Genomic DNA, 23,455 nt, shown 5'->3' with positions numbered 1-23,455 from the left:
GTGATTGGGAAGATTTAGATAACTTCAGCAGTGCCGCCGGCAGCCTCGATGGCCGCTTGGGCGTTGCCGCTGAACTTGTGTGCACGGATGTTGAGCTTCTTGTCGAGCGTCCCATCGTTGAGCACCTTCAGGGGTAGGCCGTTGCTACGGGTCAGACCCGCCGCCAGAACCGTATCCGGATCGACCGTCGCGCCGTCCTCGAAACGAGCGGCGAGATCACCCAGGTTGACGATATTGTAGTGGGTCTTGTAGCGGCCCGTGTTGAACCCACGTGCCGTTAAGCCCACGCCAAGACCGCGCTGCTTGGGCAAGCGGCGGTGCAGAGGCGTCTGGCCTCCTTCAAAACCGGGACGCACGGTGCCACGGGCCTTGTCACCCTTGTGGCCGTGGGTACTGGTCTTACCATGCCCCGAACCGACACCACGGCCGATTCGTTTACGACGATGCGTTGCGCCCCCTGCGGGGGACAGGTCGGAAAGATTCACTTTGCTGCCTCCTCGGCCTGCTCGACCTTGACCAGGTGCTGGATCTTAAAGACCATGCCCTGGACCGACTCATTGTCAGGAAGCTCGACGGTCTTGCCGAGGCGGGTCAGGCCCATGGCCCGAGCCGTTGCTCCCTGTGACTTCTCAAATCCGATAGGACTCTTGACGAGAGTGACCTTAAGCGCCATCTCCGCTCTCCTCCTTCACCTCAGTCTGCGCGCTACCACGGCGCACTTCCGCCGCCGTCTTGCCACGCAGTGCGGCATAGTCATCCACGGTCTTGAGCTCAGCGAACGCCTTCATGGTCGCCCAAGCATTGTTAACCGGGTTGTTGGAACCGATGGACTTGGCCAGGACATCGTGGACGCCCGCTGCCTCAAGCAGCACACGCACCGCGCCACCGGCCACCACTCCCGTACCCGCTGCGGCCGGCTTCAGGAGAACCTGAGACGCACCGTGCACGGCTAGCACTTCGTGGGGAATAGTTCCATCGACAATCGGAACCTTGATCAGGTTCTTCTTTGCATCCTCGGTGCCCTTGCGCACGGCATCGGGGATCGCCCGAGCCTTGCCAATGCCAGCACCGACATGACCACTGCCATCGCCTACGACCACCAGAATGGACCAGGACATGGTACGACCACCCTTGTTGGTCTTCTGGACTTTGTTCGTCCGAACGACGCGCTCCTCCAGGTTGAGCGTGTCGGGATTGATTCGCGCCATACCTTAGAACTCCAGTCCGCCTTCACGTGCTGCATCGGCCAGTGCCTTGATGCGCCCATGATAAAGATAGCCACCACGATCGAACACGACCTTGGTAACACCCGCCGCCTTAGCACGCTCCGCGATCAGCTTCCCAACCGCCTCCGCACCTTCCAGATTGCCGCCGTTTTTGGCAGCGCGCAGGTCCTTGTCCAGCGACGAAGCGGCCACGAGCGTGCGGCCCTCTTCATCGTTGATGATCTGTGCATAGATATTTGTCAGCGAGCGATAGACGCTCAGCCGAGGGCGCTCAGAGTCACCGTGCATCCGCTTGCGGATGCGCGTGTGACGCTTGAGACGCGTCGCATTCCGATTCAAACTCATCTATAGTGCCTTTCCGCAGGAGACGGGAGCGCCCGCCCCCCTACCGGGTAATTACTTCTTCTTACCGCCCTTGCCGGCCTTACCGGACTTACCAGCCTTGCGGCGGACGATCTCATCGCTGTAGCGGATACCCTTGCCCTTGTACGGCTCCGGCTTGCGGACCTTACGGACCTCGGCGGACTGCTGTCCGACGATCTCCTTGTCGATCCCCGCGACGGTGATCACGGGCATACGAGTGGCCGGGTCGACCACGGCGCTGAAGGTAATCCCAGGGCGCGGGTTGATGGTCACAGAGTGCGAGTAGCCGACATTGAGAACCAGGTTGCCGCCCTCGATCGTGGCGCGGTAACCAACACCGGTCACGTTGAGGACCTTCTGGTAGCCCGCAGAGACGCCCACCACCATGTTGTTGACTAGGGTGCGGACAAGCCCGTGCTGAGCGCGGTCGTCGTCGGAGTCGGTGGGGCGCACGACAGAGAGCGTGGTGCCTTCGACTTTAATTTCCATGCGCGGCGAGACGCGGCGCGAGAGCGTTCCCTTGGGGCCAGTAACAGTGACGAGACCATCGGTCTCCGCTGTTACCGTGACGCCCGCAGGCAGCGCGATAGGTTGTTTTCCAATTCGGGACATTACAGGTTAACTCCCTCCGGCACGAAGCCAGAGTCACGATCACCAGATCTTAGTAGATGAAGGCCAGGACTTCGCCGCCGACACCCAGTTTCTTGGCTTGCTTGCCGGTCACGATGCCACGGGAGGTGGTCAAGATCGCCACGCCAAGACCACGCTTGACAGAGGGGATCTCATCGGCAGGGGCATAGACACGCAGACCAGGCTTGGACACACGCTTGAGTCCCTGGATAACCGGGTAGCGCTTCTGACCAACACCGGTGGCGTACTTCAGAGTAACCTTGATGCGGTTTTGAGGGGTGTCCTCGATCACTTCATACTTGGTGATGAAGCCCTCTGCCTGCAGGATGCGAAGGATCTCGAGCTTGATCTTGCTGGAGGGCATCTCAAGGGAGTCATGATTCGCCATCTGGGCGTTGCGGATACGGGTCAGCAGGTCGCCGATAGGATCGGAGATTACCATAGTCGTTGCTCCTTAACTTTCTACCAGCTCGCCTTGCGGACGCCGGGGATGAGACCACGGTGGGCCAGCTCACGGAAGGTCTGGCGGCTGACACCAAACTTTCGCATGTAACCGCTAGCACGCCCCGTGATGGAGCAGCGATTCTTAACACGGCACGGCGACGCGTCACGGGGCAGGAGTGCCAGCGCTTCGTAGTCGCCCTTCTTCTTTAGTTCTGCGCGCTTCTCGGCATACTTCGCCACAGTGGCGATGCGCCGCGCTTCACGCGTCTTCCAGGATTCTCGGGCCATTTTTTTCTCCAGGTCCCGACGGTGTTGAGCACCGCCAGGCTTTGGCGCGGGGTCATTTTCAAGCGGCCCCGCCATTTGGAAATAGTAGTAGCTAAAATACTCTAGCCACCAAAGAGGGCAGTATACCATGGATCAAGAGAATGTCAATCCCCACCTAAGACATGCTCGTACCGAAACCAAGAGTGCTCCAGGGGTTGGTAGTTTGTAGAGCCACTCTCTTTCCGCCGCTCAGGCTGCTGACCCGTGGGACAAAAAACAAACCCTTGCTCCCGCCTTGTGTTCTGCTCTGTCACCACAAACGTGCAGCCCCCCTTTAGATAGGTCTGTTGCACTCGAAAACAAGGTACCCAGCGAACAGTTTTTCCGACAACCACACTTTCAAACGCTGGGCGCGCAAGACGAAAGCGTAGGGCCAATGTCGCATCGAGAGCAGAGATGCCAAACCACAGGATCACAAGAGCAGCCTCTCTACCCAATCCTCGAGATGCTCGGCGACTCTCCAGCCAACCACAGCGTCGGCCTCCCTTGAGCACACGGAAAAAACGAAACCACCAGACAAGAAATAGTAAGATCCCTATCCCGAGAAACCAGCCACTATCGCTGTCCGCTAACGGAAAAAAGAAATCCACCAAAGACGCGAGGAGCCAACAAGCTCCTAAAAATGGCCAGAGCGGAAAAGTGCGACGCATCTCCTCAGGATTGTGCCAAGACTGCATCCACTCCCTATTTTTGCGCGCTCTCATGCGACAGTTTATCATCGTCGCCCTGTGCGATAGAATGACTGCGAATCTCTCTACACGGAGCAAAATCTTTTGAGTCAGAAACCGCACTTTGGCCTCACCGGCCTCGCCGTCATGGGCCAGAACCTCGCCCGCAATGTCGCCCACAATGGCTTCCCGATCGCCGTGCACAACCGCACCGCTAGCAAGGTCGATGAGTTTATCGCCGACTTTGGCACCGAGGGGACCTTTGTTGGGGCACACAGCCTCAAGGAGCTTGTCGATGCCCTGGAGGCGCCCCGCACCATCCTGATCATGGTCAAGGCAGGCGGCCCGGTGGACGCGGTGATCGACGAGCTGGTCCCCTTGCTCTCCCCCGGCGATACGCTGATCGACGGCGGCAACTCGCTCTACACCGACACCCAGCGCCGAAACAAAGACCTCACCGCCAAGGGCCTGAACTTCCTTGGGGTTGGGGTCTCTGGTGGCGAAGAGGGCGCGCTCAACGGCCCCTCGATCATGCCCGGTGGCCAGCGTGAGGCCTATGACCGGGTTGCACCGATCTTTGAGGCGATCTCCGCCAAGGTCGATGGCACGCCCTGTGTCGCGTATATCGGTGCCGATGGTGCTGGCCACTATGTCAAGATGGTGCACAACGGGATCGAGTACGCCGACATGCAGCTCATCGCCGAGGCGTACGATCTTCTCAAGAATGTCTGCGGCCTCAGCAACAATGAGCTCGCCAAGACCTTTGGGGAGTGGAACGAGGGCGATCTGGACAGCTTCCTGATCGAGATCACGACCCAGATCTTCCAGACCAAGGACACGCTCACCGAGGGCCACCTGGTGGACTTCGTGCTGGACAAGGCCGCCCAAAAGGGTACCGGCAAGTGGACCAGCCAGAACGCGCTGGACCTAGGCATCCCGGTCACCGGAATCACCGAGGCCGTCTTTGCCCGCTGCCTCTCCGCCCTAAAAGACGAGCGCGTCGCCGCCAGTACTCAGCTCCCTGGGCCGGTCGATGTGGCCTTTGAGGGCGATAAAGTGGCCTTTGTCAACGACATTCGTGATGCGCTCTACTGCTCCAAGATCGTCGCCTACGCCCAGGGTATCCAGCTCATGGACGCTGCCGCGGCGGAGTTTGGCTGGAGCCTCAACCGTGGCGAGATCGCAACCATCTGGCGCGGTGGCTGCATCATCCGCGCCCGGTTCCTCAACCGCATCAAGGACGCCTACGACAACAACCCGGAGCTAGCCAACCTCATGCTCGACCCGTACTTCCGCGATGGGCTGGCCGCACGCCAGGCCGCGTGGCGCCGCGTGGTCGGTGAGGCCGTCAAGCTAGGCGTCCCCGTCCCCGCGTTTGCGTCGTCGCTGGCCTACTACGACGGCTACCGCCGCGCGAGCCTGCCAGCGAACCTGATCCAAGCCCAGCGCGACCTCTTCGGCGCCCACACCTACGAGCGCACCGACCGCGAGGGCACGTTCCACTCTAGCTGGGGCGCGTAACCTCCAACAGCCAGCGGGCAGATGGTCTGCCCGCTGGCTGTTACCGTTTGATCTGATAGACGCTCTTATCCCCCACCTTGCAGAGAAGCGGATAGTGGGCTGCGTACCAGGCTTCGTTAGCTCCCCAGCTGGAGCGCTCGCCCGGGCCGATAAAGACAAAGTCAATGTGCCATTTCTTGAGCAGCTCGGGTGCGTCAGAGGCTCCTGAGAACATCTTCTTGAGGTCCGTCTCCCGCTGGCGATGGTCGTAGCCGAAGTTAGGCATCCAACCACCAAAGCCGAGAAAGATCGGCCTCCCCGCCCAGAGTGGCGCGTTGGCGATATCCATTCCCGTGAGAAAGATCGCTCCCTCCGGTGTCTGCTCCCGAAGCGACTCCGCAAGGAGCATATCGTCCCGTGAGACCACCTGACACGGCTTCACATCCGTGCGCTGGAGGCGAATCAGCTCTGCAAGCCCGGTGATTGTCAGTGAGAAGCACAGGACACTCGCAATCACCTTCCCTCCTACTCCACGCTGCCCAAAGTGCCCCAAGAGACAGGCCATCGCCCCTGAGAAGCCAAAGTAGGCCCACAGAAAGACCTTGGAGTTATCCCAGGCTATGGGCTGGAAGAGAATGACATTAGCGAGCACGAAAAGCCCAGCTGCCGCCCCTACAATCCCACGCAAACTGCCACGTGGCAAAAAGAAAAGCCCACAGAAGGTCACCGGGAGGGCCATCCCCCAGAAGCGCCACCACATCATAAACCAATCGAGCGGGGTCTTGGCCTCAAAGCCTAGCTGGAGCTTGACAAAATGGGGGTAGGGGTTCTCGGGGCGCAAGTAGATCAAGTAAAGCACAATGGCAAGTGCAGCGCCGGGCAGGAACGCAAGCCCCCACTCGCGCCAGCGTGCACGGTGCGGCCAGAGCAATGCTGCACCAAACGCAATCAATGCAATCAGGCTATGGACATGGACAATCGGCAAGAGCCCTGCGCCAAGCCCGATCAGCCCCCACTGACGCCGACAGCTTGCCCTTTGGAGACCGCAGAGTAGCCAGATCGTCAGGGTCATCCCAGGGAGAAAAGCACGCTGGGGCAGAAGCATCCCGACGAGGAAGTTTCCGGCATACCACTCATAGCCCCACTCCTCCAAAGCACGCCCATACTCGTGTGGTGGGGCTAGTAGTGCCCCAAGCCCTTGGGTCTTGATATCCAGCAGCCAGCGGAGGCCACCGGGGCCCGCCGCGAGAAAGAACAAGAAGATTGGTAGAAGTGCCAACCAGGGCTTGCTGAGTAGGGGGGTCCAAAAGCGGTACATACCGACTAAAAGCAACAACCACAGAGGCAAGATGGGAAAGAGAAATGCCGCGGTGAGTCCCACTCCTAGCTTGAGCAGCCCTGCGGTGATGAGCGCCATGGCAAAAGGGTAGTGTAGAGACTCCCCTGCAATCAGCGGATGGGTCCAGATGCCTGCGGCGAGCTGGCGGGCCATCGCCAGGTGCCACGGCCAATCGCTCCAGAGGTGCTCTTGGCCCACCCAAACCCCTGTCTCATCGATCCACAGCAAGCGAGGCAAGAGGAAGGCGAGATAGAGACCAAGAGTCGCCAGAAGGGTCAGAAGGGGAAGTGAGCGCTGCACTTCCCCATTATCGGCTAAACGCTCCTATTCAGCCACTAGCACTAAATAGACTAACGTCGATTAAATTGCGTGTAGAGAAAACCGATGCTTGTCAAGGCTCCAAGGATCGTGAAGAGATCTGGCTTCGGCTTTTTCATGGGTGGGTAAGGCACAGAGATCGAGTCTTCGGCTTGGACGGGAGCTGCCAGGTCTTCGGGAAGTGTCAAGTTATAGACCCTGGTAACGATCTCGCCTTTTTCCGTCTTGCGCAATACCTTAATCTTCTTGAGATCAACACCATCCTGGACCCCACCAGACATCGCGATCGCGTCACTAAGGGTGACATTGTCACTGATCGGGAAGGTGTTTGCTCGCACGACCCCACCCGTCACGTGAAACACCTTTGGCTTCTCTAGGCGACGAACAAAGATCTCGTCTTTATCCTGTAACGGGAGATCCTTGCTTGTCTGGCCCTCCTGGATCGCTTTGTAGGGGACAAGAATCTCCTTACCATCCCGTGAGATCGTAACTCGATCACGATCTGCGAACTCGGTCACCCCTCCTGCCATCTGGATCGCCTGCGCCAGGGTCATGCCCTTAGTCAGAACTGCCGTTTGCGGTGATCGTACTTCCCCATTGACCTTAACACTCCCCAACATTAGCCGCGGAACAAAGATCTCATCTTTATCTTGGAGTGGGATATCTTTGCTGGTCTGGCCTTCTTGAATCGCTTTATAGGCAACAATGATATCTTTTCCGTCACGCGAGAGAGTCACTTTATCGCGATCTGCAAACTCCGTCACGCCCCCGGACTGCTGAATCGCTTGGGAGAGGGTCAGTCCATTGGTTAGTGCCGTGGTTTGCGGTGTTCGAACCTCACCACCAATTTTGATGGTGCCCGAGAGCTGAATCCGCGCACGGATATAGATCTTGTCTCCATCCTCAAGAATCGGGTTGTTTTTACCGTCGGGTGTGTCTTTACCCGAGCGGTAGACCAAATAATCAACCGAGATCTTTGTCTCGCCCCGTGTGATAACCACCTTACTAAGATCGGCATTCGCGGTCACGCCCGCTGGCTCGAGTACCTCGTCAAGACGGGTCTTTTCATTAATCACCACACGACCTTGACGATCCAGAGCCCCAGAGACAAAAACCGTCTTCTCCGGCCGCCCGACAATACTGACAACCACCTGGGGATCAACCAGGAGCTGTTTTTTCTTGTAGAGACCTGCAATAAGATCTGCAGCTGCCGTAGGAAGCAGGCCAGCAACCTTCAGAGAGCCAACAAGCGGCAGAGTGATGGCATCATCCATCCCAACCCGAAATAGCCCAGAGAGAGTTGGCTCCCCTGCAATCTGGACATTCACCACATCGTTCTTTCGGATCGCACCATTGTAGGGCTCAACACCGCCCCCTCCCTGTGCCGGAGGAGTCGTCTGAGCAAGAGCGCCACCAGCCCCTCCCCCTAACAAGACTGTCAGACAACCGACGGCGAGCAAAGAGACAGTCATCAACGAAAAACGGGGCAGGACACGGCTTGTTTGAAACATTTTTAAACGACACTCCACGTAGGGAAGGTGCAGGCGAGTTGAGGATAGTGCAACCCTGGGTCAATGGTTCCCAGCAGTTCTATCGGGCAGGACGAGATCCGCCACGACAGGACGGTGATCCGAGGCAAGTTTCCCCCCCGGATGACACTGTTTAACAGCCCACTCGTGCGAGACATAGACATGATCAATTCGAGCAAAGGACATCCCAAAACGGAGCCGGTGGCCGCTAGTGTAGCCATAGCCACGCCCTGCCTCAGAGAAGGCATCGCGGAACGCTGCATCACGGATGAGCTGACAGGCAACAGAAGACTCGGGGGCATTAAAATCCCCTCCTAAAATCGCAGGGAGTGACTCTCTGGACAACGCCTGAGCAAGTGCTTTCGCTTGCGCAATCCGACTCTTGGCATTTGATTCTATCTGATGTATGCCAGTGCGATCTCGAGAGCGAATGGCCTCTAGTGCGGGACGTGGTGTGCTTAGGTGTGTATTATAGATAGCAATGTCTCGTTGCCCAAACCGGACAATCCCACGCAGATAGCCAGGGTGTTTCCAGGGATCATCAATCAAAGGAGGAAGCTCAGTCCGGTTCACTGACGAGAGCGGCAGAGCTGTTGCGATAAGAAATTCCCCACGAGTTTGAATACTCCAGTTGGGATATTTAGCACGAAAAACTTGCTCAAAGGGAGCAGTGATTTCCTGAGCAATAAAAACATCTGGGTGTTGTCTCTCTACCTCACCAATCACACCATCGACATCTCTCCCTTGACCAATGTTATAGGTCATGATTCGGACCGACTTCCCTAGCTCACCCGCATGGGCGGGCCTAGTCCACGGATACCCACAGAGGCCCATCAGAGGACCAAGGACGAGGAAGAGAGGAAAAAGGGGTAGTAATGCCAACCAGCGCCGTTTCCCTGAGAAAGAAAGCACAAGGAGGAGAAATAGAAGAAGAGTGGGTATCCCCCAAAATATTTGAGGTAAATAGAGGTTAATAAAAGTGAAAGGATTATAGTCTGGACCTTGCCTAATGAGCTTTATGAGACACAATAGAAGGATGGTATAGCTCACCGTCGCTATTAGGATAATCACCTGAAACCAAGTCCACCGCCCTCTCGCCGGAGTAGGGCGATTCGTCTTTTCCATAGTTTCCCTGTTGAGCCTAAGTCTTCACGATCTTAGCAAGAATTGCCTTGAGACTATCCCTAAATAAAAAGAGGCACATTTGACTGCATAACTGCACTCGCCTATGCCTCTAAATTTTGCCTCAAGTTGTCGGCGTTGTCCCCCTAAGGAGACAACACATAAACTTTGTAGCGACCACACACACCGGAAGTAGACCTTCCATGCATGCGTCCTTAAGCCACACCCATGTGCTTGCGAACAGCGAACCCCAGTGGCAGGAGAGCCACCAGAAGCAAAGCTGCACCAGGCATCTCAGGTGCGACTGACTGCAGGGAAGACGTGTAGGTATAACCACCAATTCCACTGACCGTAACACCAAAGCGTTGAGCAAAGGGGTTATTTGTAGCGAAACTACCAGTAAATACGTTACTCGTGTAGGAACCAGATGGCCCTAACCCAAAATCCGCTGGATTCTGGCCCGTAGCAACCAACAGGCCAGTAGTCGCGTTGGTAGGGTTAAAGTTTGCTCCATTACGACTCCAAACAGCTGCGACGTTCCCAGCACCGCCTGCAGTGGTAGAACCCGCAGTTGGGTCAAACCCCGTAACCAGGGTCGTCCCCCCAGTTCTTAGGAAAAAGAACTGGATGTTATTCGCCGGGTCAAGAGGTGTGTTTGCACCTCCGAGTGCCTGGATCGTTACATTCCAGTTCTGATTATCAGCAGACGTCATGATGACGTTCCATCCTTGAGGTCCAGGATTACCAGGAATCAAACCAGCGTTTGAAAGTGTCGCATTGAAGTTGTAGGTATAGGCATGTGCTGGTGCTACCACCATCAGCAAACCGATACCACACAAGGCTGTCAATATGTTTTTCTTCATTTTTTCACCTCCTTTCTTTTTGAGGATTATCATCTGTAGCTCGTCCCTTTTGGGTAAGTAACTACAGTGAACTCGTTGAGAACTATCCAAATTATACAGCATATTCTTGCGTGCTGGAAGTTCCCCTAATTCGATCCCGTAGCACCTTTCGGCAAGACAGCCAGTATAACCTCAGGCGGGCTTCCTGCCACAGGTGCTAACACGGTAAAACCATTCAGAGCATCAACAAGAATGAACGGAGCCCCTTGTACCACCAGAGGTGCTGGCAGAGGGCGCCCTGCATTTTTTGCCTGCCCATAGATTGTATTCCACTGAAAGAAGACTGTGTAAACCTGACTCCATTCAGGGGAAAAGCTACGCACCTCATCTGTTACTAGAAGCCAGCGCAGCCCAGAAAATCGTTTCCGGAACAGCTTAATATTTCCATCGACAGCCGGAGCCCAGATTGCGGGGCGATCCGCATACCAAGAAACAAGCCAAGGTTGGTCTGTCAATACCACATCTTCTTTATCGGCATTTTGTTGTAGAAAACGTGAAAAATTTACGGCCCCTGCGAGTTTCGGCTTATCAAGAAGGAACACATCTCGCAGAAGAGGTAGGATAACAGCTCCTGTTAAAAGCACCGTAACGAGGGTAATCGTGGAACGTGGCACGCGCGATTGCTCTATCAACTGAAGAAGATAGGCAATGGCAAATAGTAGCATCGTTGGAATGAGTGGTGCAAAAAGCGGTAATTCAACCCCAAAAGGCAGCATTCCCACCAGAATTCCCAAGAAGCAATACATCATCACACGACGAACCACATTGGTCGCGCCATCCCGAAAACGAAAAAGCAAACTAGGCAAAAGGAATGCAAGCATCCAGCTAGCACTCACCTGGGGGAACCCCTGCACAACTTCCCCCGCTCCTAAGAAGATTTTTCTCACAACCGCCTTATACAAACCAACCCCAGGTATCAGATCTTGCGGCATTGTCCGATAGGCAAGTGCTCCAGGATAGTAGTCCTTTGTCCCCATCCATACTTCCATACTACGCAGACCAAAGAAGGGATTTCCCGTTAGTTGCCCATTACGAATCATCCAAGGAACGATAACGATTAAAAGGGTTACCCCATACAAGGGTAATGACTTACCCCACCGCCCCCGTGTCAATGACATGACCGCAATCGTGATTACAGGTACAACATATAAGAAAACAGGATCGATGAGATAGAGCCCACCAACCAATCCCGCACACAATACCAGCTCTCCCCGCGGTAATGGCGAACTATTCTCACCTTGAGACTTACTGGCTAAACTATAAACAACTAACAATAAGCAGGTAACTACAAATATCTGCAAGGTAATTGGCAACCCAGATACTGAGTATTGTAGTATCAATGGATTCGCCATAAAAATCAAGGCACCAATAAATCCCACAACAGAGCTAAAAATCCGTCTACCGAGCCAATACACAACAGGCACAGTAAGCAAGTAAAAAACCCCTGAAATATAAGCAACAATAGCATCTGTAGCACCACGAGCTACAAATGCAACAGCAAGGACAACAGGAAAAAGGGGACCATGTGTAAGATCCGGCTGCCGAAAAACGTTATCACCATGAGTTAATGCCAACGGCCTCAAAAAATAAGTAGTAAAACCTCTCCCTTTACTTAGATTACGTGCAATCTGAGCATAATCGAGTGCATCACTATTTACGAGACCAGGAAACATCGCCTTATAGTATATAACATATATAACTATCGGGAGGCCTAATAGAAAAACGATCAACAAGAATCTCTGAAATAGGGTCTCACTGGGTGCTAGTGTAGTAGACGCCTCACTAGCCATTCTCTCTACTGGCACCGTATTCGTATCATCAGATAAACGTTTTTTTTTCTTATATTTAAAATTGAAAGCCAAGTGGTCCCTACTCCTCTAAAATGTAAGATGGCCTATCGGCAAAAATTGTGCAGTACGACTACTGAGATCCTTTGATGCTCCTTAGGGATATCATTCCAATTAGCCATCTAACGATTTTGTCGACGAAGCTGCTCCAACAGTTCGGGCATTATACTTACTGCGAAATCGTCAGAGAGATGGGTCGCTGTCTCAGTATCCCCCAAGACAGGCACGATAACTCGAACAAGAGCCCCCTGTGAAATCACACCACGCAAGCGGCGCTTGAATAACTCAAACTGGAACTTTGGCAGACTTTCTAGGCACAGGGCACCATCCGTAAAGAAATAAGTCATCATGGCTCTATGACCTTCATTCTCCATCAACGCGCGCCGCATTGGCACTTTGTTTCCGGCTATAGTTAATGTAATACTGTCTTCCGTAAGAGTGTTCCACCCTCCTCCCACCATACAAAAACTGGGTGTATGAACCGTTTGTTTTCGATGACCAGCAATGACAGCTAGATCTACTATCTCTCCATTTGGGGAACTATATCGCCTTAAGGTAACCGCATCAGGCCGTAGCACAGTTCGATCGGACTCCGAGATAACACTGGGAGTTATCGACCAATCTCGATACTGGAGGGGTAGATCTTGAAAGTAGTCGACTTTTGTCGATGCAATGGATTCAACTCGACGACTATAAAAACTACCAACTACCGTAACGACTAAGATGCAGATCAAATATAATAGTCGGTAACGAGCAATCATACCTCTGCCTCACTTGTCTTATCAGGTGTCTCATCAAGTTCGGGGGTCACAATACCTGCAGTCGAGTCCCCAAGCGGAATCCAACGCATCAAAAGTGCCCTAAGTCCCAACAGACCAAAACTACAGAGAAAAATTAAGATAGGTTGCTCATTATCATGAACCCACTGGGCAGGCTTCGCTCCATAATGGCCTCCCACGAGTAAGATAATTGTTAGACGAACAGCGTTCCCAAAGAGGGCGAGCGGGGCCACCGCACTCATCATGAGCAACCGCCCCCACCATCGCACAGGAGTAAAGTAGGCAATGAGATAGGTGAAGGCAAGTAACACCATCAGCGATGTCAAGCCACTACATTTCTGCGCGACAATTATCGAATAAATAACCTTATCACCCGACTCGGAAGTCACAAAGATTTCAACACCATTTCTGTGAATTGGCATACCTAGCATGCCTGCGAATAATGCAGCATACGCACTGCTAAACAGTTGTAACGGGAAAGATATTGCAGATACGAGAGTTGTTGGCCATGGTATTGAAAAACCAAGCAGTCCAATAGGCCCTAGGCAGAGTAGAAACGCTTCACGTCCCCCCAGGAACAAAATACCACTTAGCAATATAGTAAAAAAAGAAAGTGGCTGTAGAAAGGCGATATCTGCAACTACAGAGCCAACCAAAAGCAAGGATGCCAAGACTAACAAAACTAACCCTTGAGGATTAGCACTCTCCCAAGTACGTAACTGACTGCGCTTCATCCATAAAAGCCCACCAGTAATCAGAAAAAGTATGGGCCCGTGGGAGAGGCCAGGGTCCTCTCGCCAGACAGTCACAAGAAAACCCAGTGCACTAAAGGCAAGCAACAACACCAGTACGAAGATGATCCCCCCACTCAGCAAGGAGATGCGCTGTGAGGAAACGGACAACGTGGTGTTTTTGCTCTCCATCACTTATGCAGAAGCCCTTTGAGAGTAGGTGCCGACCTTGGCTTCAGGGACAGTCCGATCAGCCTTCGCCTCTTCAACCGTACGTCGTATCCCTTCCCCAAAGGGGACATGGGGTGCGTACCCAAGGAGAGCGATAGCCTTAGAGATGTCGGCGCGTGAGTGACGGACTTCCCCAAGACGAGCAGGCTGGAACTCTGGCTCCAACGGTGCACCGGTTGTTTGACGTAGCTCAGACAGTAGATCCAAAAGTGAGATAGAATCTCCGCTTCCAATATTGAAAGAATGACCTGCAACCCCATCAGCCAGAGAAGCACGCAGGTTTGCAAATGCAACGTTCCCTGCATAGACAAAGTCACGAGTTTGCAAGCCGTCTCCAAAAATAATAGGCTGTCTATCGTCAATCGCAGCTTGAACAAATCGCGGAATAGCAGCAGCATAACCCGAATTTGCGTTCTGTCTCGGACCAAAAACATTAAAATAGCGAAGAATTACAGTCTCCAAACCAAATACATCATAAAAATTCCTACAGTAATACTCACCAGTTGCTTTTTGCGAAGCATAGGGAGAGAGAGGTGCAATTTTTTGATTCTCATTGGTGGGCACTGTCTCAGCATTGCCATATACAGACGTTGACGACGAGAAAACAAAACGACGAGCCTTCGCATCACGTGCGGCAAGTAACATATTCAGTGTGCCCGTCAGGTTAACTTCATGGGCTAAAAGTGGATTCGCAATCGAGTCTCCCACGGACGCCATACCAGCCAGATGAAAGACAGTATCTACTCCACTACATGCGGTCTGGCAGATTTCTTTATTCCGGATATCCCCCTCAACGACCTCAACCTGATCTGCGCACCAAAAGAGATTCCCAAGTGTCCCTGTGCTAAAGTTATCGAGAACACGAACGTGCCAACCTTCTTTCAGGAGAAGATCGACAAGGTGACTCCCAATAAACCCGCCTCCTCCTGTTACTAACGCTTTTCGCAACATACTTGTCCTCCACAAACCATGATCATCCTGTGGTGCAACAACCTGGTTCTCAGGCTATTTTTTTAGCAATCAACATTCGGTACTGCAATATACTTGCGACTAACCCTATCATCGTGCAATGCGTACACAAGACACTTTCTTTTTACTGTAGCTACCTATGTTTTCGGGCACCAGCTGATTTCCATGAGATTATCGGTGGAGGTGATAAAAGAATAGAGGCCGCTTCCCTAACCGGGGCTTCGGGCGCTCCCGCAGGTACTTGGCTTCCCAAAATCCTCTCTTCTTCCCTCGCTCAGCCGAATCGGGTATAACGTAGGATAGGATGCTATTCTCGGAGATTCTGGGCCAAGAGACTGCGATTGCGACCCTCAAAGCGGCTCTTGAGCGCGATGCTGTTCCACAAGCCTACTTGTTTGTCGGCCCCGATAGCGTCGGCAAAACAACCACAGCGCTCGCTTTTGTCAAGGCTCTCTTTGGCAACACGCCTGTGCACAACAAGCGCATCACCGAGAACCAGCACCCTGATCTCACGCGAGTCGCGCCGGATGGAGAGCTTACTCGCATCTGGCAGCTCTGGAGCCGACCAGGGCATCCTCCCGGAGCTCTGGAAAACCTAAGCTTTGCCCCCATCAACGCCCCACGCCGAGTCTATCTCTTTGAGCGTGCAGAGACTTTTAATGAGGAGTCGGCCAACTCACTCCTCAAGGCGCTGGAAGAACCGCCCCCCTATGTGCAGTTCGTCCTCTGTGCACCCAGTGTGACCAGCGTACTGCCCACTATCCTCTCGCGCTGCCAAGTCGTGCGCTTCTCGTCGGTTCCCCGTGAGACGATTCAGCGTGCCCTCACCAACCGGGGGATCCCTGATGCGGCGACCCTTGCTGCCTATGCCGAGGGGGCCCCAGGCCGTGCTCTCCGTCTTGCCGAGACAGGAGAGCTCCAAGAGCAGCGTGGCCAGCTCCTTGACCTCGCGTATCGGATCGCCCTCTCCCCCTCCATTGCCGCTTTCCGCCTCGCCGAGGACCTACGCAAGCTCTCTGCTCCCCCCAAGGCAAAAAAAGGCGAAGAAGATACTGAAGAGAAGTCGTCACGCGGAGACATGGGCCGAGCCCTTGATGTGCTCGCAGTCTGGTACGGGGATCTCTTACAGCTCTCGCTTCGTGGCCCAGACGCCCCGATTCTTCACACAGACCGCCGCACCCAAGCGCGTGAGGCCGCGTCCAAGTACCGCCCCGAGCAGCTCGCCCAGTGCCTTGAGACTCTGTTTCAGTTCCGTCGGCACCTGGCACGCAACGCCAATGCGCAGCTGGCCACTGAAGCCCTGCTCATGAAACTGGCTCCCTAGGCCTGCTCCGCGATCAGCCGATCCAGCTCCAGCGCGATCTCAGGAGCGCTCCAGTCCCAGTAGTGGGTGTGGGCTCCCTCACCGATGCAAAACTCGACCCGGTTCCCCTCGTTTCCCTCGCCAAACCGAGTAGTCGTCCAGTCGGGTGCCCCCACCCCATTTTCCTGGAGAAGCCGCCGTCCCACATAGTCACCGCTACGGTAGGCGTTGACCCAGGTCTGTACCTTGAAAAGCTGCGACGGATCGGGGCCGTTATTCTGTGCGACAACCCAGGCATAGAGGTCCGGAAACCGAAGGTAGTAGAGCTGCCGGAGCGGTGAGCCCATGGTGAATAGTGAGATAGGAGGGAGTCTCTTGAGCACCGAGTGAGAGCCCTCAAAGTCAGCCGCCGCCAGATAGCGCAGCAGATCCGCCGTGATCACGCTCCCTTGGCTATGGGCAACGATCACAATGCGAGAGTAGTCTTCATGGGCGAGGTAGCGTAGGAGCGAGACATAGCGGTTGAAGATGCGCGCACGTGGTGTTGCCTTTTCAGGCAGCTCCCGCAGGTGGTTGTCGACATCGATTCCCACCCCCACGGTCGCTCCTAGCACCTGGGCAACGCGCTGCCCCTGAAACACCAGTGCCAGGAGAAGCAGGGCTCCCGTTGAGCTCACTGCCACCACCGAGGTGGTCGCATTCAGCTGTGCCTTGCTCCCAAACATAAAGGCACTCGCCACCCCATCGACAATGGCGGACGCAGTCAGCACCGCGAGCGTTCCCCAGAGAATCTTGTACCCACGCGAGAGCCAGTGCCCACGTGCATCTAGGTTCGTGACCGCAGACTGGGGGCTCTTTCCCTCCTGCAGGATCGAAGGCAGCAGCACCAACGCCGCACTCATGACCGCTAGCACGAGCCCCCCCACCGCGTAGTAGCACCAGCTTGGCAGAGGAGCAAAGACCACATCAAGCTGTCGCGTAAATCTCTGGAGGATACGCAGCTTGGTAAGAGAGTCGTCTCTTCCCATCATCAGGGCTTGCAGAGTCGCAGAGCGGAGGTTGAGCTCGCAGCAGAGGTAGATCACCTTATTTCCCAGAGCGAGGAAGCCATTGCCCAGCCAGAGAGAGAGCGAAAAGGGCACCAAGAGCGTGATAACGGCGGTTCCACAGACCTGGCTCCGCCTCGGAGTCGCCCACGCCGTCAGGTGCCCGACGATGGCCCAGAGCGTGCTCGTGACAGCCAAGCTGCCAACCAAAGCCAGCCCCACAAGCCAGCCCCGGTAGAAAAACAAAGCAAGGTTCATCAACCAGAGTGTCGGGGGATCGGCGAGCACCGGACGCGGTTGTGTCGGGAAGAGAAACACCGAGGCCGTCACGGCGCAGAGGGCCACAACAACCAAGGGAGCCAGGATATCCCGTGTCTGTGCGGGAACAGCCCGTGCCTCGTCTCTGAACGCTTGGTTGATAATTGTTGTCAGGGAGGGAGCATAGGCCTGGAGCCGTGCAACCAGAAGCCCAATCACCGCAAGGGAGAGCACTCCCCACTCCACAACCAGGAGAGTGCTGGCACGCTGGTACCAGGCCGTGGGCGGACTCGCTGTCCATCGGAAGAGGAACAGTCCACTCGCAAGTGCCGCCGCTCCCAGGAGCAGAATCCCAAGATCACTCTTCTTTTGGGCACGAACGATCGCCATCCCCAGTATCCCGAGTGCCGGCAGGAGGGCAACACAGATCCGAAGGGCCGTCTGCTCAAATGCCAGGGGAACCTGGCCCATCAAGAAGAAGAGCGTGGGCAAAAAGAGGAGGGGTAAGACACGCCCCAGAAGCCAGCCTGTTGTTGTATGGAGAAAGGCAAGGCCCTTGGGAGCGACCTCAGACCTCTCCAGGGTAAGACGCCCCAGCTCCGTGAGGTGAAAGAGGAGGCTGTAGAGCCCCGTAAAGATACGTGCAAGCTGTGTCCCCACCGCCGACAGATCGCTCCAGTAGACCTCAAATACATCGACAGGGAGCTCCCCACTTCCCTCACGGCGATCACCGGAGAGACGCTTTCCGCAAAACTTGATCGTATTGTAGATGCCATCGACGGACGGAGGGATGTAGCCCTCGAGGAGCTTGCGGGTAAATTTCAGGTCCTCCGTAGCCCCCTCGGGATCGCGGAGGGCACGGTTCTCGGGCTGGGCTGCGATCTGGAAGGTCTCTTCAAGCCAGCCACTGTAGCGCTTGCGCTGAACCTTGGTGATAACCTGATCCGCACGGGGGAAGTCGTTTCTCTCCGTCCCCTCCTCCTCGTAGAACGTAATCCCTTGTAGGAGCTTGGTTACCGCCCGGGGATTGTGCCCCGCGATCTGCGATGCCACTCCGTGGACTACCACCACAGCCACTTTACTCTCCCGCTGCTCTTCCATAGCTCCCTCCTATACCCTCTCACCGCTTGCAAAACATTCGTCAGGTCCGCGTGCGGTATAGTGCCAGAGAATATTGTTTTCAGCAAGAGCCACCATGCCCCAGTGTTTTTTTATCGAGCCCACCCTTGGAGAGCTTCAGCTTCTCCCCGAGGACAAGACCCACCACCTTGTCCATGTCCTCAAGATGCAAGCCGGCGAACCAGTCCGTCTCCACGATGGCCAGAATCGCTGGGCCATGGCGACTTTGGAGCTACTGGGGAAGAAGCGGGTCTCGGCGCGCCTGACCAGCGCTTGGCAAGCCGTCACTACCGAGCCAGAGCGGCAGGTGACGGTCTTTCAGGCGCTCCCCAAGACAGGCGATAAGGTCGAGCAGGTCTTGCAGCACGGCACCGAGCTGGGGGCGGCTGGCTTTGTGCTCTTCGCCAGCGAGAGAGCCCAGGCACGGCTGGAGGAGCGCGACCGGATCGAGCGGAAAGTGGCACGCTGGGAGGAGCTCATTCGTAACGCTGCGGAGCAGTCGGGGCGGGGTGTCCTCCCCCCTGTCACCTACACCCGTAGTCTCGACGAGGCCCTGGCTCACGCTGTCGGCGTGGCTCTCTTGCTCGAGGAGAGTGGCCAGCACCTTCCACCCGACCTAGGTAACACGGTGTCTGTCTTTGTGGGGCCTGAGAGTGGCTTCACCGCAGCGGAGAAAAAGCAGATTCTGGCGGTGGGAGCGCAGGCGGTCTCGCTGGGACCACGCACCCTACGCACCGAGACAGCTGCACTGGCTACCCTCGCCAAGCTGCTCTAGCCCGACTCAGGGAGGAAGCTCGGAAAGACAATCCCCTTGGGCTCTTGCCACGCACCGCGGACCTGAGCCACGTGGAGCTCACAGTTGCGCGCACCCCAGCGGTAGAGTGTCTGGATCAGCCCCTCCGCGCTTGCGGGCACGAGAAACACAGGGTTGCCTGGGTGCTTGAGCCGCTCCTGAGCCAGCAAGGCCGCCGCGACCGTGTCGTTGCGCGCCACGCCAGGGCCAAGCATGTTGCTCGCCGGGTGCGCCACCGCAAAGAGAAAGCCCTCTACCTTGCCCGCCTCTTCCCAGAGCGAGCCACTCCAGATTCCTAGGGTATTCTCGGTAAAGTAGGCAAAGTCTTTGCTCCGGTCGATCCCAACCAGCTCTTGCTCCAGCGCCACGAGGGCGGGCACATCGGCGGGCGTGATGGGGCGAACGCGGGGATCGGGGGCGGGAAGACGGCTGGTATCGGGCAAGAGCATGTCCTGAAAGAGCAGGCGTGGGACAAACCCCGAGCGGGTGTAGAGCGAGAAGGAGTCCAGGTTCATCGCCGAGGATACCAAGCGAAGCGGCTTGCCTTGCTCCTCGGCGAGCTGGAGCACCTCATCAAGCATCTGCCGGGCGATCCCATGACCAAAGTAGCCGGGATGGGTGTTGACAATCCCCACCGAGATATGGCTCGGACGCGGGTGGTAGAAGCACGAGCCGACCAAGGCCCCGATCTCCGTGTCTTCCGCCACGATGCAGCACCCCGGATCGAGCGCCTCATAGACCTGACAAAAGATCTGGCAGTGTGTCGGATCCCCCGAGAAGATCGCGGGCTTCCCACTGGCCTGGTACCAAGCATTGGTCGAGTAGGCAATCAGCTGCGCCTCCCACTGCCACTCCGACGGCTGCAGACGCCGCAGTAAAATTGTCGCCATGTGTCAGATTTCTCTCTCTCGGGGGGTTCCCCCTGCAAAACCTAGCATTATTCACCATAATTTCAATACCATGAGACGTGGCGTATCTGAAGCAAAAATTCATCCCGCGACCTTGATCGGGCGTATTCTACTGCTCGGGGGCATCTTTGTGCCTGTTTTTGCCAGCCTAATGGTAGCGCTTCAAAACGGCCTGTCCCTGCCCAATGGCCTCTGGGAGGCGCAGCGAACCACACCGTGGCTGTGGCTTCTCGACCTGCTCCCTGTCGCCCTCGCCTTCTACAGTCGCTTTCTCTCGCTGCCATCGACCTCTACCGCGCGCAGCTTCCCCCTCCTGCTCTCGATCCTGACCCTGCTATTCTCCATTCCCTGTAGCGCCATGCTCTTTGCCCGCCAGCAAGCGCAAGTGAGTACCAAGGCCCTAGCGAGCCTGCGACAGGCCGGACACCTGGAGATGCTGGTCTTGCGCACCCACATCAGCTACTCCCAGCAGGCCTACGGCGACGTACGCCAGCAGCTGGCCCAGATGGCAGAGCTCCGCAAGACGATTCAGATCTACTCCCCTCAGGCCGTACAGACCTCCGAGCGCGTCTGGAGCACCTACTACCACGATGCCCTTAACCGCTCCCTCACGCTAAGCACGACCCTGAGCCTTCGCGATGCCATGGACAAGCTGGTGCATGCGCTGGAAAACGATGCCAAGCGCGACAACAACGAGGCCTCTCTCCTTCTGCTGACAGGAGTTGCGGGTACCTTTGTGCTGATGGGGCTAACCCTACAGCTGTTCTACCTGCTCCGCCAGCAAGAGTCCCAGCTCACGGTCATCGTTCAAAAGAACCTCAAAACCAGCCAGCAGCTTGAGATGGCCAACGATAAGCTTGAGGATCTCACCACGCAGCTCACGACCCTCCAGGGACAGCTCAGCACCACTGCCACCCGAGATTCCCTCACCAAGCTCCACAACCGGCGCTCCCTAGACGAGCACATGGCCAGCGAGTGGGCACGTGCCCTACGCTACAACCAGCCTCTCAGCATCCTGATCCTAGATATCGACTACTTCCGAGCCTACAACGAGAGCTTTGGCGCGGCATCGGGCGATGCGGTCCTGGAGACCATCGGCACCCTCCTCCAGCACACCCTCCGAACCGCCGATATCGCCGCGCGCCACGGGGGCGAGGAGTTTATGATCCTCATGCCCCACACCCACGAAGACGAGGCCGTGCGGATCGCCGAGCGGCTCCGGGCGGGCATCCAGGCCGCGCCCTGGAAGCACCGCGCCGTGACCGTCAGTATTGGTGTTGCGGAGAAGAGCCCCAGCATGACCCGTGTGGCAGAGCTCACCACTGCCGCCGATGTCGCGCTCTACCAGGCCAAGAAGACCCGTGACCGCGTCTGCAGCTACCAGTCGCTCCCCATACACGAGCGCCGCGCCGCTTAAGCCTACCCGTCTTGACCGCCGGAGACACCCGTGTGGAGCGGCTCGTAGCAGGAGTAGAAGTACGGGGTCTTGGCCTCGAACTCTGCGGCGCAGGTATCGACAATCTTGAAGGTAGGGACGATCCCAGCGGCCTTGCGGCGGTTGCGAATGTCCAGCTCCTTGAGCCCCGTGAGCTCGGCGATGGTCTTGTCCGGGAAGCCGAGGGACTTGGCCTCGGAGAGGAGCGTGTCGTCGAGGCCCGTGCCCGCTTGCTCCAGGGTGCGCTCCATGTCCACCAGGTTCTTGATCTTCACCAAAAACCACGGGTCGTAGTGGGCCAGATTCGCGATCTCCTCCACCAGCATCCCACGCCGGAACGCCTCCGCGATCGCAAAGAGGCGCTCGTCGGTGGCGACACGCAGGAGGTTCTCCAGCTGCATCTCGCTCCAGCCCGAGGCGTGCCGGTAGCGGAGGCTGTGCACCCCGATCTCTAGGCTCCGCACGGCCTTCATCAGGGCGCTCTCAAAGGTTCGGTCCAGCGCCATCACCTCGCCGGTCGCCTTCATCTGGGTGGTGATGCGCCGGTCCGCGCTCACGAACTTATCGAAGGGCCAGCGGGGAATCTTGCAGACACAGTAGTCCAGCGCGGGCTCGAAGCAGGCCAGGGTCTTGCCGGTCACTTTGTTCTCGATCTCGTCCAAGTGGAGCCCAATGGCGATCTTGGCGGCGGTGCGGGCGATCGGGTAGCCGGTCGCCTTGCTCGCCAGCGCCGACGAGCGTGAGACACGGGGGTTGACCTCGATGATGTAGTAGTCAAAGCTCTTAGGATCGAGCGACATCTGGACATTACAGCCGCCCTCGATCCCCAGCGCGCGGATGATCTTGAGGCTGGCGGTGCGGAGCATCTGGTACTCCTTGTCCGAGAGAGTCTGGCTGGGCGCGACCACGATCGAGTCGCCGGTATGGACCCCCATCGGGTCCAGGTTCTCCATGTTACAGATCGTGATACACGTGTCGTTGGCATCGCGCATGACCTCGTACTCGATCTCTTTCCAGCCGTTGAGGTAGCGCTCCACCATCACCTGGTTGACCGGCGAGAGGCGCATCCCCCGACGCGCGATCTCCAGCAAGTCCTCGACAGTCGGGGCGATCCCTCCGCCAGAGCCCCCGAGCGTGTAGGCGGGGCGGATGATCAGCGGCCAGGGCAAGCCCTCCTGCTTGGAGAGCTCCACCAGCGCCTCGTCGGACTCGATAATCCAGCTCTCGGGCACCGGCTCCCCGATCCGCCGCATGAGCGCACGGAACTCCTCGCGGTCCTCGGCCATCTGAATCGAGCGCAGCGACGTGCCCAGGAGCTTGACATTGAACTCGTCGAGGATTCCCAGGCTGGAGAGCTTCGCCGCCAAGTTCAGGCCGGTCTGCCCTCCCAGTGTGGGGACAAGGCCATCGGGGCGCTCGCGCTCGATAATCTTGCGCAGAAACTCCGGGGTCAGCGGCTCGATATAGACCCGGTCGGCCATCTCCACATCGGTCATGATGGTCGCGGGGTTGGAGTTCACGAGGATGACATAGCACCCCTCTTCCCGTAGCGCCCGGCACGCCTGCGCCCCGGCGTAGTCGAACTCCGCGGCCTGACCGATCACGATCGGCCCGGAGCCGATCACCATTACTTTCTTAATTGCTGGATCTTTTGGCATAATTTTTCTC

At 56.5% G+C, this 23,455-nt stretch carries 21 protein-coding genes and 1 pseudogene; 4 read left to right on the top strand and 18 right to left on the bottom strand.

The window, feature by feature from the left end:
* Positions 1-14: 14 nt before the first annotated feature.
* From rplO to rpsN, 7 genes are read right to left on the bottom strand one after another with little or no spacing between them, the layout of a single operon-like run.
* Entirely contained in the window at positions 15-485 is a 471-nt protein-coding gene (gene rplO, locus HNQ39_RS23970) for a 50S ribosomal protein L15 (protein ID WP_184202900.1), read from the bottom strand.
* A complete protein-coding gene (gene rpmD, locus HNQ39_RS23965) occupies positions 482-673 on the bottom strand; it encodes a 50S ribosomal protein L30 (RefSeq protein ID WP_184202898.1) in 192 nt (63 codons plus the stop codon). Before rpmD ends, rplO begins: the two co-directional genes overlap by 4 nt.
* The gene (rpsE, locus tag HNQ39_RS23960) at positions 663-1,208 is read right to left on the bottom strand and encodes a 30S ribosomal protein S5 (protein ID WP_184202896.1); all 546 of its coding nucleotides are present in this window, start codon (positions 1,206-1,208) and stop codon (positions 663-665) included. The genes rpmD and rpsE overlap by 11 nt, the downstream gene beginning before the upstream one ends.
* A 3-nt stretch (positions 1,209-1,211) precedes the next feature.
* Positions 1,212-1,571 carry a 50S ribosomal protein L18 gene (gene rplR / locus HNQ39_RS23955; RefSeq protein ID WP_184202894.1) on the bottom strand — a complete coding sequence of 120 codons (360 nt, stop codon included), beginning with the start codon at positions 1,569-1,571 and terminating at the stop codon, positions 1,212-1,214.
* Between the two features lie 51 nt (positions 1,572-1,622).
* A complete protein-coding gene (gene rplF, locus HNQ39_RS23950; protein ID WP_184202892.1) occupies positions 1,623-2,201 on the bottom strand; it encodes a 50S ribosomal protein L6 in 579 nt (192 codons plus the stop codon).
* Positions 2,202-2,250: 49 nt separating this feature from the next.
* Positions 2,251-2,661: a 30S ribosomal protein S8 gene (gene rpsH / locus HNQ39_RS23945; RefSeq protein WP_184202890.1), complete on the bottom strand. Its 411-nt coding sequence runs from the start codon at positions 2,659-2,661 to the stop codon at positions 2,251-2,253.
* Positions 2,662-2,681: 20 nt separating this feature from the next.
* Complete coding sequence (gene rpsN, locus HNQ39_RS23940) at positions 2,682-2,951, bottom strand: 30S ribosomal protein S14 (RefSeq protein ID WP_184202888.1); 270 nt, start codon at positions 2,949-2,951, stop codon at positions 2,682-2,684.
* Positions 2,952-3,763: 812 nt separating this feature from the next.
* Between rpsN and gndA the strand changes: the two genes are divergently transcribed.
* Positions 3,764-5,179, top strand: a complete 1,416-nt coding sequence (gene gndA / locus HNQ39_RS23935; RefSeq protein ID WP_221290283.1) for an NADP-dependent phosphogluconate dehydrogenase — start codon at positions 3,764-3,766, stop codon at positions 5,177-5,179.
* A gap of 40 nt (positions 5,180-5,219) precedes the next feature.
* Here gndA and HNQ39_RS23930 read toward each other — a convergent pair whose 3' ends face one another.
* The 8 genes from HNQ39_RS23930 to HNQ39_RS23895 all read right to left on the bottom strand — a co-directional run bounded on the left by HNQ39_RS23930 (position 5,220) and on the right by HNQ39_RS23895 (position 14,907).
* Positions 5,220-6,797 carry a hypothetical protein gene (locus tag HNQ39_RS23930; protein ID WP_184202886.1) on the bottom strand — a complete coding sequence of 526 codons (1,578 nt, stop codon included), beginning with the start codon at positions 6,795-6,797 and terminating at the stop codon, positions 5,220-5,222.
* Positions 6,798-6,847: 50 nt separating this feature from the next.
* Positions 6,848-8,287, bottom strand: coding sequence for an SLBB domain-containing protein (locus HNQ39_RS23925; protein ID WP_246386102.1), 1,440 nt, complete (start codon positions 8,285-8,287; stop codon positions 6,848-6,850).
* Positions 8,288-8,386: 99 nt separating this feature from the next.
* A complete protein-coding gene (locus tag HNQ39_RS23920) occupies positions 8,387-9,109 on the bottom strand; it encodes an endonuclease/exonuclease/phosphatase family protein (protein ID WP_184202882.1) in 723 nt (240 codons plus the stop codon).
* Positions 9,110-9,681: 572 nt separating this feature from the next.
* A complete protein-coding gene (locus HNQ39_RS23915; RefSeq protein ID WP_184202879.1) occupies positions 9,682-10,362 on the bottom strand; it encodes a hypothetical protein in 681 nt (226 codons plus the stop codon).
* Between the two features lie 92 nt (positions 10,363-10,454).
* Complete coding sequence (locus HNQ39_RS23910) at positions 10,455-12,041, bottom strand: ArnT family glycosyltransferase (RefSeq protein ID WP_184202877.1); 1,587 nt, start codon at positions 12,039-12,041, stop codon at positions 10,455-10,457.
* 296 nt (positions 12,042-12,337) lie between these two features.
* Positions 12,338-12,976 (bottom strand): exosortase C-terminal domain/associated protein EpsI, encoded by a 639-nt coding sequence (locus HNQ39_RS30875; RefSeq protein WP_184202875.1) that lies wholly within the window; start codon positions 12,974-12,976, stop codon positions 12,338-12,340.
* Positions 12,973-13,917, bottom strand: a complete 945-nt coding sequence (locus tag HNQ39_RS23900) for an exosortase/archaeosortase family protein (protein WP_246386099.1) — start codon at positions 13,915-13,917, stop codon at positions 12,973-12,975. Before HNQ39_RS23900 ends, HNQ39_RS30875 begins: the two co-directional genes overlap by 4 nt.
* A 3-nt stretch (positions 13,918-13,920) precedes the next feature.
* Positions 13,921-14,907: an SDR family oxidoreductase gene (locus tag HNQ39_RS23895; RefSeq protein ID WP_221290281.1), complete on the bottom strand. Its 987-nt coding sequence runs from the start codon at positions 14,905-14,907 to the stop codon at positions 13,921-13,923.
* A 322-nt stretch (positions 14,908-15,229) separates the two neighbouring features.
* On the opposite strand from HNQ39_RS23895, the gene HNQ39_RS23890 reads away from it, so the two are divergent.
* Positions 15,230-16,249, top strand: a complete 1,020-nt coding sequence (locus tag HNQ39_RS23890; protein WP_184202871.1) for a DNA polymerase III subunit — start codon at positions 15,230-15,232, stop codon at positions 16,247-16,249.
* Here HNQ39_RS23890 and HNQ39_RS23885 read toward each other — a convergent pair.
* Complete coding sequence (locus HNQ39_RS23885; RefSeq protein WP_184202869.1) at positions 16,246-18,633, bottom strand: hypothetical protein; 2,388 nt, start codon at positions 18,631-18,633, stop codon at positions 16,246-16,248. The genes HNQ39_RS23890 and HNQ39_RS23885 overlap by 4 nt on opposite strands.
* Before the next feature lie 94 nt (positions 18,634-18,727).
* Between HNQ39_RS23885 and HNQ39_RS23880 the strand changes: the two genes are divergently transcribed.
* Positions 18,728-19,426 (top strand): RsmE family RNA methyltransferase, encoded by a 699-nt coding sequence (locus tag HNQ39_RS23880; protein ID WP_184202867.1) that lies wholly within the window; start codon positions 18,728-18,730, stop codon positions 19,424-19,426.
* Here HNQ39_RS23880 and HNQ39_RS23875 read toward each other — a convergent pair.
* Positions 19,423-20,334 (bottom strand): GNAT family N-acetyltransferase, encoded by a 912-nt coding sequence (locus tag HNQ39_RS23875; RefSeq protein WP_184202865.1) that lies wholly within the window; start codon positions 20,332-20,334, stop codon positions 19,423-19,425. The genes HNQ39_RS23880 and HNQ39_RS23875 overlap by 4 nt on opposite strands.
* A gap of 70 nt (positions 20,335-20,404) precedes the next feature.
* Between HNQ39_RS23875 and HNQ39_RS23870 the strand changes: the two genes are divergently transcribed.
* The gene (locus HNQ39_RS23870) at positions 20,405-21,769 is read left to right on the top strand and encodes a GGDEF domain-containing protein (protein ID WP_184202864.1); all 1,365 of its coding nucleotides are present in this window, start codon (positions 20,405-20,407) and stop codon (positions 21,767-21,769) included.
* 41 nt (positions 21,770-21,810) lie between these two features.
* Here HNQ39_RS23870 and carB read toward each other — a convergent pair.
* Positions 21,811-23,445: pseudogene (gene carB / locus HNQ39_RS23865) on the bottom strand (carbamoyl-phosphate synthase large subunit); the annotation flags it as partial.
* Positions 23,446-23,455 lie beyond the last annotated feature (10 nt).

It is taken from the genome of Armatimonas rosea, from assembly GCF_014202505.1.
Lineage (GTDB): Bacteria > Armatimonadota > Armatimonadia > Armatimonadales > Armatimonadaceae > Armatimonas > Armatimonas rosea.
This window is presented reverse-complemented; position numbering and strand designations above follow the sequence as displayed.